General features: G+C 64.3%; 9 protein-coding genes and 1 pseudogene. 4 read left to right on the forward strand and 6 right to left on the reverse strand.

The genetic code is table 11. The annotated features are described in order from the left end of the window. The first annotated feature begins 39 nt into the window (after positions 1 to 39). From AC5E6L_RS08275 to AC5E6L_RS08290, 4 genes are read left to right on the forward strand one after another with little or no spacing between them, the layout of a single operon-like run. On the forward strand, positions 40 to 951 hold the full coding sequence (locus AC5E6L_RS08275; RefSeq protein WP_491772552.1) for a dihydrodipicolinate synthase family protein: 912 nt from the start codon (positions 40 to 42) through the stop codon (positions 949 to 951). Between the two features lies 1 nt (position 952). Next, the gene (locus AC5E6L_RS08280; RefSeq protein ID WP_491772554.1) at positions 953 to 1,669 is read left to right on the forward strand and encodes a GntR family transcriptional regulator; all 717 of its coding nucleotides are present in this window, start codon (positions 953 to 955) and stop codon (positions 1,667 to 1,669) included. Next, positions 1,666 to 2,673, forward strand: a complete 1,008-nt coding sequence (locus AC5E6L_RS08285) for a 4-hydroxythreonine-4-phosphate dehydrogenase PdxA (protein WP_491229001.1) — start codon at positions 1,666 to 1,668, stop codon at positions 2,671 to 2,673. Before AC5E6L_RS08280 ends, AC5E6L_RS08285 begins: the two co-directional genes overlap by 4 nt. Further along, the gene (locus AC5E6L_RS08290; RefSeq protein WP_491772556.1) at positions 2,674 to 4,176 is read left to right on the forward strand and encodes an aldehyde dehydrogenase (NADP(+)); all 1,503 of its coding nucleotides are present in this window, start codon (positions 2,674 to 2,676) and stop codon (positions 4,174 to 4,176) included. Positions 4,177 to 4,335: 159 nt separating this feature from the next. On the opposite strand, the pseudogene AC5E6L_RS08295 reads toward AC5E6L_RS08290, so the two are convergent. The 6 genes and pseudogenes from AC5E6L_RS08295 to AC5E6L_RS08320 all read right to left on the reverse strand — a co-directional run. Next, a pseudogene (locus tag AC5E6L_RS08295) lies at positions 4,336 to 4,490 on the reverse strand (IS481 family transposase); the annotation flags it as partial. A 172-nt stretch (positions 4,491 to 4,662) separates the two neighbouring features. Beyond that, complete coding sequence (locus AC5E6L_RS08300; RefSeq protein WP_491228999.1) at positions 4,663 to 5,691, reverse strand: hypothetical protein; 1,029 nt, start codon at positions 5,689 to 5,691, stop codon at positions 4,663 to 4,665. A gap of 25 nt (positions 5,692 to 5,716) precedes the next feature. Next, positions 5,717 to 7,483: a sulfite reductase subunit alpha gene (locus AC5E6L_RS08305; RefSeq protein ID WP_491772559.1), complete on the reverse strand. Its 1,767-nt coding sequence runs from the start codon at positions 7,481 to 7,483 to the stop codon at positions 5,717 to 5,719. 16 nt (positions 7,484 to 7,499) lie between these two features. Next, a complete protein-coding gene (locus AC5E6L_RS08310; protein WP_491772561.1) occupies positions 7,500 to 12,995 on the reverse strand; it encodes a glutamate synthase-related protein in 5,496 nt (1,831 codons plus the stop codon). 223 nt (positions 12,996 to 13,218) lie between these two features. Continuing rightward, the gene (locus AC5E6L_RS08315) at positions 13,219 to 13,995 is read right to left on the reverse strand and encodes an ABC transporter ATP-binding protein (RefSeq protein ID WP_491228975.1); all 777 of its coding nucleotides are present in this window, start codon (positions 13,993 to 13,995) and stop codon (positions 13,219 to 13,221) included. Further along, positions 13,992 to 14,712: iron chelate uptake ABC transporter family permease subunit (locus AC5E6L_RS08320; RefSeq protein ID WP_491772563.1), on the reverse strand; the 721-nt coding region annotated here is incomplete at its 5' end. The genes AC5E6L_RS08315 and AC5E6L_RS08320, both read right to left, overlap by 4 nt.

The raw sequence follows: 14,712 nt of genomic DNA on the forward strand, positions 1-14,712 counted from the left end.
CGTCTCGGACAGGCACCTCAAGCATTTCGAGATTCTCGAATGAGCAACTATTCCGGCATATGGCCCGTCGCACCGACGCCCTTTCACGACGACGGAACGCTTGACCTTGAGGGCATGAAACGCGTTCTCGACTGCCTGATCGATCAGGGCGCCGACGGCATCTGCGTGCTGGCCAACTTCTCCGAACAGTTTCTGATCTCGGACGCCGAGCGCGCGCAACTCGCGCGGCTGAGCGTCGAACATGTGGCCGGGCGGGTGCCCGTGATTGTCACCATAAGCCATTATGCCACGCAGATCGCGGTGGAAAGAGCGCGCTTCGCCAAGGATCTTGGCGCCGACATCGTGATGATGATGCCCCCCTATCATGGGGCGCTGTTGAAGGGCACGCCCGAGCAGAGCTTTGAGCAATTCGCCGCCGTGGGCGAGGTCGGTATCCCGATCATGGTCCAGGACGCACCGCTTTCCGGCGTCGATCTGCCGGTGCCGCTGCTGGCGCGGATGGCGCGCGAGATCGATGCTGTGAAGCTTTTCAAGATCGAATGCCCGCGCGCGGCCAACAAGATCCGTGCACTGATCGCCGAAGGGGGCGATGCCATCGAAGCGCCCTTTGATGGCGAAGAGGCGATCACGCTTCTGGCCGACCTCGATGCCGGCGCAACGGGGTCCATGACCAGCGGCATGATCGTCGATCGGATCAAGCCGGTTATCGAACTGTACCGCGCAGGAAAAATCGGGGAAGCAACGGCCGCCTATGGGCGTGTGGCCATGGCGATCAACCACGAGAACAGGCAATGTGGCTGGCAGTCCTGCAAGGCCGCCATGGTCGAGGGCGGTGTCGTCAAATCCGAATTCTGCCGTCACCCGATCCTGCCGCTGCATCCGGCGATCCGCTCGCGCCTGATTGATCTGCTGGAGCCTCTCGATCCACTCGTATTGCGGTGGGGCAGGTGACATGAGCGCCGCTGCCTGGACCAATGAACTGCGCGATTTCGCCGAACTCAAGCCGCGTAAGTCGCTGGCCGCCGAAGCAGCGGACAATCTGCGCGAGTTTATCCTTCTCGGTAAGCTTGCTCCCGGCATGCCCGTGCGCGAACGCGATCTCGCGGAGGCTTTTGGCATTTCGCGAACACCGCTCAAGGAAGCCCTGCGCATTCTCGAAAGCGAGGGGTTGATCGATTACGGGCCAACACGCAGGCCGGTGGTCGCCGACCCCTCGCTCGATGAGATCAATGACTGGCTGCGCGTGCAAGGAGCGCTGGAGGCGCTGTCCGGTGAACTGGCATGCGAAGTGGCAAGTGACAGGCAACTGGCACGGATCGAGCAGTTGAACAACTCGATCACCGACGCCCGCGACACCGAGGGTCAGCTTGAGGCCTTTCGCCGGGACATGGCCTTTCACGAAGCGATCGTTGCGGCTTCCGGCAACCGGGCTCTGGTGGAGACCCACGCGACCTACAATGCCAGGCTTTGGCGTGTGCGCTTCTTGTCCTCGCAACGCATTGCCAGCCGGGACGCAACACGCCGCGAACATCTGGAGATCGTCGAGGCGTTGAAGGCGCGCGATGCGACCGCCGCCCGGAGCAGCCTCAAGCAGCATTTGCGGACTGCCGAGACCAACATTGCCGCCGCCATGGCAGAGGCCGGCACCCAAAGAGAGGATGAGCGATGAAACCCAGGCTCGCGATTGTGCCCGGAGACCCGTCCGGAATAGGTCCGGAGTTGATCGCCAAGCTGCTGGCGGAGGAAGGTGTCCGCGAGACCGCGGATATCCTGCTTGTGGGCGATGCGCATCTGTGGCGCCGCGGCGCGGAACAAGCCGGCTGCGATATGGTTTTGAACACCATCGCCGAAGAGGCCGTGCCGGGCTTTGCCGGTCCGGCGCATCTTGATATGGAGACCATCGATCCCGCCGACGTCAGGGTAGCCCAGGAGACAGTGGCCGGCGGCACGACCTCTTTGCGGTGTCTCGAAAAGGCGCTGGATCTTGCGGTGGCGGGCCATGTGGACGGGGTGCTTTTTGGGCCGTTCAACAAAGCCGCAATGACGTCGGCGGGACTGAACGCAGAGGATGAGCACCGGTACATGGCGCGCTACCTGGGCTTTACCGGCTATCACTCCGAGATCAACGTGCTGGACGAACTGATGACCACGCGCGTCACCAGCCATATCGGCCTGCGCGAGGTGGCCGACCATATTGACGGGCCGGGGATCACCCGCGCGATCGAGCTGGCGCACGCGACGCTTGCGCGCGCGGGCAAGGCGCGGCCCCGTGTGGCGGTGGCGGCGCTCAACCCCCATGCGGGCGACAACGGCAAGTTCGGGAGAGAGGAGATCGATGTGATCGAGCCCGCCGTGAAAGCCTGTCAGGAGCGCCAGATGCATGTGACCGGACCCTGGCCGTCCGACACGGTGTTTCTCAAGGCCAAGCGCGGCGAGGTGGATGCGGTGGTCACCATGTATCACGATCAGGGCCAGATCGCGATCAAGCTGATGGGCTTCGAGCGTGGCGTGACCGTGGCGGGCGGGTTGCCGATCCCGGTGGCCACGCCCGCCCATGGCACCGCCTTCGACATTGCGGGCCAGGGCATCGCTCATGCCGGCGCGACCCGGCAAGCCTTTGATCTATTGGCGCGGATGGCCAAGACCCATCGCGCGGAACAGGAAGCGACATAGATGAATGATCTGAAGTTAACGGGCCAGCACCTGGTTGCTGGAGAGTGGGTCGGCGGCGACGCCACATTTTCCAGTGCCCCGGCCCAAGGGCCCGCGCGGCAGTTTTCCGTCGGCACGCCTGCGCATGTGGACGCGGCGGTCGCGGCGGCCGAGGACGCCTTTGCCGGCTTCGGCTGGTCCTCGCGGGAAAGCCGCGCGGCGTTCCTGAACACGATCGCGGATGAAATTGACGCGCGCGGCGATGCGATTACCGCCATTGGCACACAAGAAACCGGCTTGCCCGAGGCGCGCCTTCAGGGCGAGCGCGGGCGCACCGTGGGACAATTGCGGCTTTTCGCCGAACATATCCTCAAGGGCGACTATCTTGACCGTCGACACGACGAAGCCCTGCCCGATCGTACGCCGTTGCCGCGCCCGGACCTGAAAATGGTGCAGCGTCCGATCGGCCCTGTGGCCGTGTTCGGCGCGTCGAATTTTCCGCTGGCCTTCTCCACCGCGGGCGGCGACACGGCGGCGGCGCTGGCCGCGGGGTGTCCAGTCGTGGTCAAGGGCCATTCGGCCCATCCCGGAACAGGCGAGATCGTGGCGCAGGCCATCCATGCCGCGATCGGCGAATGCGGCGTCCATCCGGGTGTGTTTTCCTTGATCCAGGGCGGTAAGCGCGATGTGGGCACGGCGCTGGTTCAGCACCCGCTGATCGGCGCGGTCGGCTTCACCGGCTCGCTTGCCGGGGGGCGCGCGCTGTTCGACCTGTGTGCGGCGCGTTGCGACCCTATTCCGTTCTTCGGTGAGCTGGGTTCGGTGAATCCGATGTTCCTGCTGCCGCAGGCTGCCGCCGCGCGCGGCGCCGAGATCGGCGCGGGCTGGGCCGGATCGCTGACGATGGGCGCGGGCCAGTTCTGCACCAATCCCGGCATTGCCGTCGTGCAGCCGGGAATGGAAGCCTTCATCGAGGCCGCGCGGGCGGCCCTGACCGAGGCGGGCGCGCAGACCATGCTGACCGACGGCATCGCCGATGCCTATCGCGATGGCGTGGCCCGCGTTCAGGGCGGCGCGACCGAATTGCTGGGCGCTGCCTGCGAAGGCCGCGCCGCAAAGCCCTATCTGTTCACCATGTCGGCCGCCGACTGGCTGGCCAAGCACGAGATGCAGGAAGAGGTCTTTGGCCCGCTGGGCATCGTCGTGGTGGCCGAGAATGCGGGCCAGATGGCGCAGATCGCGCAGCGCATCCAGGGTCAGCTGACCTGCACCCTGCATATGGATGCGGGCGATACCGAACAGGCGCAAATTCTGATGCCGCTGCTGGAACGCAAGGCGGGCCGGGTTCTGGTCAACGGCTTCCCCACCGGTGTCGAAGTATGCGACGCGATGGTCCATGGCGGCCCCTATCCGGCCTCGACGAATTTTGGAGCGACCTCGGTGGGCACGCTGTCGATCCGCCGTTTCCTGCGGCCCGTTTGTTACCAGAACGTGCCTGACGCCCTGCTGCCGGAAGACTTCTGAGCGACCGGGAATCCAACGACTTCAAAGGTGGGCCGTGGCATATGGCCGTGGCCGGCATGATGAAAGAGGTTGGAAGCGACATGGACACGGGTCCGGTTCATCCCGTCCCACAGGGCGGGGCTCCGGCGTTGCAGGGCCTTGTGGCTGGCGGCGTCTGCCGGGAAGCAGCGTGTGTCTGCGGAATGCGGCAATGATCGCCGCCTGATCCGCAGAGAGAACCATCGCGCACGGCTCTTTGGGCCTGTCGCAAGGTCGGCAACAGACGCCCGCTTCTTCCATTTGGCGAGCGTCTTCTGATTGATCCCATAGTGCTTCCTTCCATCGATGGGAAAAGACCGCACCATCAAAACTCGGGATCAAACAGACGCCCCAAGGCACATCGCATCGCATTGGCACGGAGCGAACCGACGTCGAGCTTCCAGCTGCCGACCCGTCAAGCAAGCATCTGAGCCCGGCCGATCCCAAGCGGTTCAGATTAACGGACCGCTACCGCCGCGGCAGCGAGCCGAGCAAATCACCCCACGACGCCAGCGATGCGACCGGCGCTGAACGGTCGACAAGAAACAGCGCCTGGCACATGTCGTTCCCATCATAAAGCTCCAGGGCCGGAAGCCGGTGCCCGTCCGAGCCGTAGGCGACGATCCAGCATTCGGCGACCGATGACAAATCGAGCGCCATGATCGAGTCCTCGCAATAGAGGAGCGCGAGATTCTGGCGCAGCCGAACACCGTCGAGCGGTCCGCGATTGGCCTGCAACAGCGTTGGTTGTGGCACGATGCGGGTGAAGTCGACGCGCTGATGTTCCAGGTGGCCAAACATCGATGGCAGGACCGCTCGGCTCACCGGCCAGGCGTTCTCCAGCCCCAGCCTTCGCAAGCGCTTCAGCCGCGAGCGCCCGCCGTCGACGATAATGTCATCGAGATGGTCTTCGAGCGAGAATCGATCCCATTTATCGCGCGCGGCGATGTAGGGCGCCAGCGAAATGACGTTGCTTTCCGGCTCGGCATTGTCCTGTTCAAGGAACGCCAGCGCGCCGTGCCACGTTTGTGCCGTTCCGCCGGCGGCTGCCAGGACAAGCTCGTCATCGGCGTGCGGCAGGTCGATGCGATGGACGATCCGGCCATGGTCATTGAAGACATGCAGCCCGGCAGACCACCTCCGGCCGGTGTCGAATTCGGCGATGGCCACCAGGCACTTTTCTTCATAGGCCGGATCGGCGCGACTGGTACGGACGGCGATCCGGTGGCTGTTGCAACGGAAACGCATATTGCCAAACTGCAATGGCGCATAGCGGCCACGGTCGGTGATCAGGCTGTTGGGGCCGATGGTCGTCGCGACAGGGTCAAAGAACTCGGGTGCCATCATGTTGAGCGGTTCAAGTCCGCCCTTCAACAGGCGACAGCGTTCTCCGAGTTTCATCTTCAGGTTCTGAATGGTATGGAACTGCCCAGAGCAGGGCCCGGTGGAAGCGCAGCAGCATTTCCACAGTTTCGAGTATCCGCCACCATTGGTCATGGATCGGTTTCCGTGCTCTTAAAGATCAGTACACATCGCGCAGATATCGTTTTTCGCGCTTGAGCCTGGCGACGTAAGCGGCCGCGTCGTCATCCGACAGGCCGCCATGCTCGGCGATCAATTCGCCAAGCGCCGCATCGACGTCGCGCGCCATGCGCGTGGCATCGCCGCAGACATAGAAGTGGCCGCCTTCCTCCAGCCAGCAGAACAGCGCCTTGCCGTTCTCCTTCATGCGGGACTGGACATAGATTTTCTCGCTCTGGTCACGCGAGAAGGCGAGATCGAGCCGGTTCAGAAGCCCATCCGCGCTCATGGCACTGATTTCGTCCTCGTAGATGAAGTCGTTGGCGCGATGCTGATCGCCGAAGAACAGCCAGTTGCGTCCCTTGGCGCCGCGCTCGCGCCGTTCTTCCAAAAATGCCCGAAAGGGCGCAATGCCGGTGCCGGGACCGACCATGATCATCGGTGCGTCGTCGTCTTCGGGAACGCGGAACGCACGATTGGGCGAAACGAAAACAGGCACCTCATCGCCCGGATCGACAGTGTCGGACAGAAAGGTCGAGCAGACCCCGCGATGTTCCCGATTCTCGAAATCCCAGCGCACGACGGCAACCGTCAAATGGACTTCCGCGCCATGGGCCTTCGGGCTTGACGAGATCGAATAGGCCCGGTGCTGTAGCGGCTTTGACAGATCCAGAAACTCTTCGACCGTCAGGGCTGGCCCGTCACCCAGATCGAGCAAGTCGAGCGTGTCGCGGCCCCACAGGAACGCATCGAGCGCCTCCTTGTCGCCATTGGTGACGATCGAGGACAGTTCGTCGTTGCCGCTGCGCTCGGCGATCGTTGCGATCAGCTCTTTTGACGGCGTGGCGATCTCGAAGCGGTGGCGCAGAAGCTCGGCGAGTGGAGCGTCGAATCCGTCGATCGCGGTTTCAGCCTTGGCACCCAGACGCCCGATGATGGCCCTGACCAGCTTGTCATCGTTGCGCGGAACGACGCACAGTGCGTCGCCCGCCTCGTAGGTCAACCCGCTGTCGCTCAGATCAAAGGCGAAATGGCGGATTTCCTTGGCTGACCCGGACCCCGAAAGCAGACGGTTTTCGACGGTCGGTGCGGGGTAGGGGTTCTTGCGGTTCCATTTCGGTTTTCGAGGAACCGGGGCAACCTCCGTGCCGCTCTTCATTGGAGCGGACGAACCGTTTGTCGGCGCCACATCGGCGATCAATGGCAGCGTGGCGCTGACCCACTCGGCCGCCGGGTCCTCGAAGTCGATATCGCAGTCGATCCGCGCACTGATCCGCTTGGCGCCCAATTGTTCCAGGCGGATATCGATCAGCTTGCCGGCATGGCAGAACTCGTCATAGCTCGTGTCGCCGAGCGCGAGGACACCGTAATGGAGTTTTTCAAGCCTTGGCGCGGTGCTTGCTGAAAGCGCATCCCAGAAAAGCTGCGCATTGTCCGGCATTTCGCCTTCGCCATAGGTGGAAATGACGAAGATGGCCTGTTCCATCTGCGCCAACTGCTCCATTGGCACGTCACCCATGCCGGCGACACGGGGCGCAAAGCCTTTCGCGCGCGCGGCGGCGGCCGCGTCCTGTGCAACGGTTTCCGCATTGCCGGTCTGGGTGCCGTAGAGGATATCGAGCGCGACGGTCCGGGTCTGTTCGGCCACTGCCGGGGTTTGTTGCACGGCCATCGCCGCGCGCGAATGCAGCCCGGCCAGAAAGCCGGCGAGCCAGGCGCGCTGGTCATCGTTGAAAGGTGCCGAGTCGGGGATGTAGGGAACTTTCATGCGGGTTCAGACTGTCTCAGGCCGCCGTGCGTTCGGGCAGCGACCGGCCGGCGAACAACTCTTCGAAGTTGGGGATCGTGCCGATCGCATCTGCGTTCTTGCGATCCTGGTGCAGGATCCACCCATAGGTGCCGGGGCTGTCCATCGACAGGATGTTGCGCAGGCTGAGCGCCTGTTTGAAGTCGGTCAGGCGTTTGTCGGAGACCATGACCGCCAGTTCCTGGTCGCTATAGTCGCCGACGGCCTCGCGCGCGTGGCGCAGAAGCGCGTTCATCAACGCGAAATCCTCGGTCACAATGAGATTGCGAACCGCTTTGTCGGCCTCGGGCGATGACCGTTCCGTCCCGGCCGGCAGTCGCTTCATCGCGATCGTCTGCGCTGTATCGAGCACCATCCAACTGTTGAGCAGGCGGAACATGTCGTCGGTGTCGACATCGCCATAGTCGGGCACGCGGCCGCCGAGCACCGGCTGGCCGGAGCGCCAGTGCCGCTTGAGCTTGCTGACCTGCAACGCGGCCAGACCCGTCGCCAGTTCCTCGATCAGCGCCTTGCGCGGCTTGGCGGCGAGAATTGCGTCGGCGTCCTGATATTGCAGCAGCGCCTTGGGCATGATGAAGACAAAATTGCCGCGTTCATCGTCCCAGTCCCCGAGGATCGCCTCGGCGCGCTTGGAGCCGGTCGCCTCATAATGCCAGTTCAGAAGCGTATGGACGGCGCTCGCGTGGATTTCAGCCTCCGGCTCATCGCCGGAGATCGAACCCGTCAGCACCGAATCCCGGCTGATGAACTGCGATACTTGCTCTTGCGGATCATACTGATAGGCAAAACCGCCCGACATGCCGTTGCCGAAGCCCTTGGCGAAGCCGCCAAGGTTCAGGACGGCGCCATTGGTCATGTATTCGGCGCAGAAATCGCCGACGCCCTCGACGACGGCGGTGGCGCCGGAATTGCGCACGGCGAACCGGTCGCCCGCCTGGCCCTCGATGAAGGCGCGTCCGCCGGTTGCGCCAAACAGGGCGAAATTGCCGATCAGCACATTGTCGCCGCTTGCATTGCGACCGGACTTCGGCGCATGGACGATGATCTCGCCGCCGCAGGCGCCCTTGCCGACCCCGTCATTGCAGGTGCCGGTGTGCTCCATGACCATGCCGTCATTGCAGAATGCACCATAGGACTGTCCGGCCGAACCATGGGTGGCGACGTTCACCGCGCGCGGCCGCAGATAGCGCCGGCCGCGACTGTCGTGCATCGCCGCCGGAATGCGCGCATCGGGCAGTTCGTGGTTGAGCATGCGCTCGATATCGACCGCCAACTGTCCGCCGACGCTCTTGTTGCGATTGGTCAGTTGCATCGTGTTGCCGCCGATCCTGACGTCCTGCTTGCCCCCGTCGATCAGTGCCGAGCGGACGAGATCGAGCATCATGTCGTCGACGGCATAGTCCTTCTCAAGGTAGATCGGGTCTTCGACCTTGATCTCGTCGACCCGCGCAAGCATGGCGCGCAGGTTCAGTTTGCCGACCGAGGAGGGGTGATCGAGCAGATGCAGCAGGTCGGACCGGCCGCGGGCTTCGCGCAATGAACAAAAACCGAGCTGGGCGAGGATTTCGCGCACCTCGTGCGCGATGTTGAGAAGATATTGCGCCAGCGCCCGGGGATCGCCGTCGAAGACTTCCGGATTGGTGGTCAGTCCGGCGGGACATTTGACGTTGCAGTTCTTGGCCATCACGCATTTGAGCATCATCAGCGCGGTGGTGCCGAACTCGAAGCTGTCGCCGCCCAGAAGCGCGGACTTGACGACGTCCGACCCTGTCTGGTGGGCGCCCGAGCAGCGCAGCACGACCTTTTGCCTTATGCCGTTGGCGCACAGCGCCTGGTGCACCTCGGCAATGCCGATTTCGGCCGCGCGGCCGGTATATTTGAGCGACGTGACGGCCGCCGCGCCCGTGCCGCCCGTGTTGCCGGCGACGTTGATGACATCCGCCCCGGCCTTGGCGACCCCGACGGCGATCGTCCCGATGCCTTCAGAGCTGACGAGCTTGACGATCACCCGCACGCGCGCCGCCTTGCAGTCGTGGATCAGTTGGGCCAGATCCTCGATCGAATAGGTATCGTGATGGGGCGGGGGGCTGACAAGTTCGACGCCGGGCGTGCCGCCACGGGCCGCGGCGATTTCGACGGTCACCTTGGGCGCGGGCAACTGGCCGCCTTCGCCCGGCTTGGCGCCCTGGCCGATCTTGATCTCGACCTCTTCGAGCGCCGGGTCCGCCAGATAGCCTGCCCAGACGCCAAAGCGGCCGGAGGCGAACTGCTTGATGCGGGACGCGCGGATCGTGCCATAGCGCGAAATATGCTCTCCGCCCTCGCCCGAGTTGGACATGCCTCCGACCATGTTGGTGCCGTGCGCCACCGCTTCGTGAGCGGTCGCCACCAAGGCGCCATGGCTCATGGCGCCGGAGGTCAGGCATGGTGTGATCTCATGGGCGGGCTGCACCGCGTCAACGGGAACCGCCGGCGGCGCCTCGCTCAGGCGGCTCACATAATCGAGGGCGGCGCCATGCACCATCATGTGCAGGGCGCCGCCCTCGATCCAGTGTCCGGTTATGGCGGCGCGGAACCGGTCGACCAGCGATTGCGCCAACGCATCGAGGCGGCTGAGATCGCCGGCGAGCGGCCCGGTCAGGCGGAGCGCATAGCGGCCATCGTCAATCTTCTCACAGCGCAGTCCGCGAATGACGAAATCATTGTTGCCGGCGCGATTGAACAGCATCATCTCGCGACGAATGTCGACATGGTCGCGCAGGAAGGTGATGTCGGCGGGGAACGCCAGAACGTCGCGCAATGCGGCGGGTCGCTTGGCGCGCTCTTCGGCCATGTTGCGCGAAAAGCGCTTGTAGCCCGGCGTCATGGAAAAACGGTCGATGGCATCGGGCGCCAGCCTGTCGAAGCTGGTGTGGACGTAGCCGGCTTCGTCGATGTCGAACGCGTCGCGCATCTTGCCGAGCGTCAAAAGCCGCATCGTGTCGGCCGTCTCGGCGGTTTCGTCCTCGCCTTCGGTCGCAAAGGCGATCTTTTCCTCGGTCAGATCGACAAAGCCGCGCACGGCGGCCGCGCCATAGGAATGGCCGGCGCCTTCGCTGCGCTCCTTGAACAGGCCGAGGATGGGTATGTTGGACTCATCTTCGACCGTCAGCGCCCGCGCATGCCAATCGGCGACCGATTGGGCGATGACGGAAAAACCGACGCCCCCGACCGGGCTTTTCATATTCGGGAAATAGCGCTTGAAGACCGGATCGTCCGTGTCGAGGAAGTTCGGCTCGAAGAATTCTCCGCCCGAATAACTTTCAACCGTGCAAAGACCGACCTTCCCCATCGTCTTCATCAGCGATTTCTCGGCCGCTTTGATGAAGCGCTTGTAGGCTCGCCTCGGATCGTCGGGGAATGTGTCCTCGGCCCGCAATCGCACCCCGAGCGGATAGACCGCAGCGGCGCCAAAGCCCAATGCGCAAGCGATGTGGTGGGCCGATGCGATCTGGCCGCTTTCGACGATGATCGAGGCGCGAAGCCGCAAACCCTCTTCGATCAGCCTTTGGTTGACGGCTGAAACGGCGATGGTCAACGGCAGGGCCGCGCGGTCGCGCGAAACGTGCCGGTCGCTCAAAATGGCGATACCGCCATCGACACGCACGAAAGCCTCGACCTGGTCGCACAGCCCGTCGATCCCGTCGATAAGCGCCCGCTCATTGGCGGCGCTGTCGTTCATGGCGGGCTTATAGAGCAGGTCGAACTTGGCGACCGGGCTGACATGCTGGGACCGTATCTTCAACATGTCCGACATGGTCAGAACGGGCGACGACAAGACGATCTGCTTGTGGCCTTGATGGGCGGCCGAGCCCGCGTGCGGCTTGGCGCCGAGCGCAACGCGCAACGTCATGCCGTCCGCCTCGCGGATGGAATCGAGCGGTGGGTTGGTTACCTGGGCGAAGCGTTGCGAGAAATATTTGGCGACCCCGCCTTCATTGTCCGACAGTGCGTTGATCGCGTTGCCATAGCCCATTGCCGAGACCTTCTCGGCGCCGGTCGCCAGCATCGGGTCCATCAGGAAGCGGAAGCTCTCCTGATTGTGCGAATAGGCGACGTGGCGGGCGGGCGTGTTCAGATCGCCGTCATAGCGCTTGGTGGCGATCTTCGGATCGATCATCGATTCTGGAAGATCGTCGACATGAAGCTGACCTCTTGCAAGAAGGGCCGAATAATCCTTCGCCTCGGCCAGCATTTCCAGCGTCCGTTCCGTGTTGAACACCCGCTTGGCGCCGTGATCGTAATAGAGCATGCCGCCGGCCTCGATGCGGCCGCGACTGATGACGGTCTCGGGCGCAAAGGCGATCTGCCCGGCCTCCGACATGACGGCGATGTAATCGTCGGTCTCGATCGAGCGCAGCGGGCGCAGGCCGAGCCGGTCGAGGCGGGCGCCGACGATGCGGCCATTGCCGAAGACGAGCGCGGCCGGACCGTCGTTCTTTTCCTCGTAAAGCGAGAAATAGGCGAGCATGTCGCGCACATCGGCCGGCAGCGTCTCGTCATTCTCCCAGGCAGGGGGCATCATCGAAACGACGGCGGTGACGAGATCGAGATCGTCGTCGTAAAGGCGCGATTGCAGGGTCTGGTCGAGGCGGCAACTGTCGGACTGGCCCTTCGGACTGATGATGGCGTTGTGGCGTGCCCGCGCCACGGCCGCTTCCGACAGGCGGTTCTTCTTGTCGGTGTTCAACTCGCCATTGTGCGCCATCAGCCGGAACGGCTGCGCCATGGTCGGGTGCGGGTCCGTGTTGGTTGAAAAGCGGGTGTGGAAGAACAGCGTGTGCACCGCATGGTCCGGATCGGAAAGATCGCGGAAATAGGGGATGATCTCGTTCGAGTTCAGCCGGCCCTTGAAGACCTGCGTGTGTGCCGAAAGCGAGATCGGATAAAGGCCCTGCAACGCCCTATCCGTGTAGGCTTGGGCCTCGATCGCCAAAAGCGCCTTGTGGATCAGCCGGTCGAAGGCATGGCCTTTGGCGCCCTTCGGCGCGGCAAAAACCCATTGCCGGATCGGGAGCTGATATTGGATCGCCGCCGGCCGGATCGCGTCGTTGTCGACCGGCATGTCGCGGGCGGCGAGCACCGTCATGCCCTGGGCCGTGAGCGCCTCTTCGATGATGGCGAACGCGCGCTCGTGCTGGTCCGCGTCGTCGGGGAGAAAGAAATTGCCGACCCCGAACCTGCCCCGTTCCAGCTTCTTGCCGACGATCCCGGAGAAGAGCTTCAGCGAAAGGTCGACGCTGATGCCGGCGCCGTCGCCCACGCCCTCCGAGGACATCCCGCCGCGATGCGGAACCGCGCACAGGGCCTGGTGGCCCAGCAGCATCAATTCATGCGTCTGGGCGCTGTCCTTGCGCGTCAGGAAGCCGACGCCGCACGAACTGCGCTCGTCGCGCGGATCGTAAAGACCCATTGTGCTCGCCGGCATTGTCATGACCCCAATACCATCCGCAAACCGAGATGCCGCCTTCTGGGCGGCCAAGCGATTTCGACGCGCGCCATCCCGTCATTTGCGGAGACGGCCGAAGCGATCGGCTCGCGCCATCGAAAAGTTGACTATTAAAGTCAGGAATGGTGATCGTTAAACCGGATCAGGCCAAGTTGCAAGGCGTCTGGCAGGAGAACCGCGCGCCGATTGGCTGATGCCGTTGGCATGCTCATTTGGGTATGACGTGCGGTGTGCCGTGGGTCGGATCGGTGATGACGACGCTGCGCATGCCATAGATGGCCGCGATATTGCCCTCGGTGACGACCTCGTTCGGCGTCCCCTGGCGGATGATGCCGCGATCGCGCATGGCGACGATCCGGTCGCAGAACCGCGCCGCCAGATTGATGTCGTGCAGCACCATCGCGACCGTTTGGCCCTTTTGGCGAGACAGCGTGTGGACCAGGGCCAGAATGTCGAGCTGGTGCGGCAGATCGAGGAAGGTGGTCGGCTCGTCGAGCAGCAGGATGCCGGTGTCCTGGGCGAGCGCCATGGCGATCCAGGCCCGCTGCCGCTGGCCGCCGGACAATTCGTCCACCAGCCTGTCCGCGAGGCCGCAAAGGCCGACCTGGTCCAGAACGCGGTCGACGATCGCCTCATCGTCCGCCGACCATTGCCTGAGCGGCGTCTGGTGCGGGGTGCGGCCCCTGGCGACCAGTTCGCCGACCCGCATCCCCGGCGGGCCTTGTGCAGCCTGCGGCAGGATCGCGATCTGGCGCGCCACCGCGCGGGTCGGCTGGCGAAAGATCGACGTGCCGTTCAGCGTCACCGTGCCCGCGCCTGGCTGTTGCAGCCGCGCCAGCGCGCGCAAAAGCGTGGATTTGCCCGAGGCGTTGGGCCCGACGATCGCCGTGATCCGGCCGGGCGGCAAGCTCAGATCGACGCCGTCCAGCACCTTGTTGGCGCCGAATGAAACGGCCAGATTTTGCGATGCGAGGCGTTGCGTCATAGCGATTGCTTCCTGGCCTGGAACAACAGGACCCAGAGCAGCACGGGGGCGCCGATCATGGCGGTGAACACCCCGGCGGGCAGCACGGGGCCGCCGGGCAGGTTGCGGCCGATAAGGTCGGCGGACAGGGCGACGACGGCGCCGACAAGGGCCGCCGAGGTCAGCGTCGGCCGGCTGGCGCCGCTGAGGCCGTGGGCGATGGGGCCGGCGACGAAGGCGACGAACGGCAGCGGCCCCGCCGCGGCAATGGCCGCGGCGACAAGGCCGACCGCCGTGGCGATCGCGGTCAGCCGGGCCAGGTCGAGGCGCACGCCCAGGCCGATCGCCACATCGTCCTGCATCGTCAGCCGACCGAGGCCGAACTGCTGCCATAGCGCGACAGGTGCCAGCACCAGCAGGCCGAGCCAGACGCTGGCGACATCGGTCCAGTTGCGCGTGTTGAAGGAGCCCATCAGCCATCTGGCCAGGTCGGCGGCCGCTTCGGTCGCGATGCGGCTCATCAGCAAGTCCGAAACGACCGAAAGGGTCAGGCTGATCCCGATCCCGATCAGAACCAGATCGATCGGCCTCATGCCCCGATCCCACGCCAGAACAAGGACGAGAAGCGCGGCGGCAAGCCCGCCGGCCACCGCGCCGACGAGGATGAACGACGTGGCGCCGGTGACCGCGATCGCAAGCACGGCGCCGGCGCCGGCGCCGGCCGTGAAGCCGATCACG

It is taken from the genome of Roseitalea sp. (assembly GCF_984466335.1).

Excerpts from the sequence above, each read along its gene's own strand:
- AC5E6L_RS08275 (WP_491772552.1), top strand. The coding sequence starts at position 40 with ATGAGCAACTATTCCGGCATATGGCCCGTCGCACCGACGCCCTTTCAC.
- AC5E6L_RS08280 (WP_491772554.1), top strand. The coding sequence starts at position 953 with ATGAGCGCCGCTGCCTGGACCAATGAACTGCGCGATTTCGCCGAACTC.
- AC5E6L_RS08285 (WP_491229001.1), top strand. The coding sequence starts at position 1,666 with ATGAAACCCAGGCTCGCGATTGTGCCCGGAGACCCGTCCGGAATAGGT.
- AC5E6L_RS08290 (WP_491772556.1), top strand. The coding sequence starts at position 2,674 with ATGAATGATCTGAAGTTAACGGGCCAGCACCTGGTTGCTGGAGAGTGG.
- AC5E6L_RS08300 (WP_491228999.1), bottom strand. The coding sequence starts at position 5,691 with ATGACCAATGGTGGCGGATACTCGAAACTGTGGAAATGCTGCTGCGCT.
- AC5E6L_RS08305 (WP_491772559.1), bottom strand. The coding sequence starts at position 7,483 with ATGAAAGTTCCCTACATCCCCGACTCGGCACCTTTCAACGATGACCAG.
- AC5E6L_RS08310 (WP_491772561.1), bottom strand. The coding sequence starts at position 12,995 with ATGACAATGCCGGCGAGCACAATGGGTCTTTACGATCCGCGCGACGAG.
- AC5E6L_RS08315 (WP_491228975.1), bottom strand. The coding sequence starts at position 13,995 with ATGACGCAACGCCTCGCATCGCAAAATCTGGCCGTTTCATTCGGCGCC.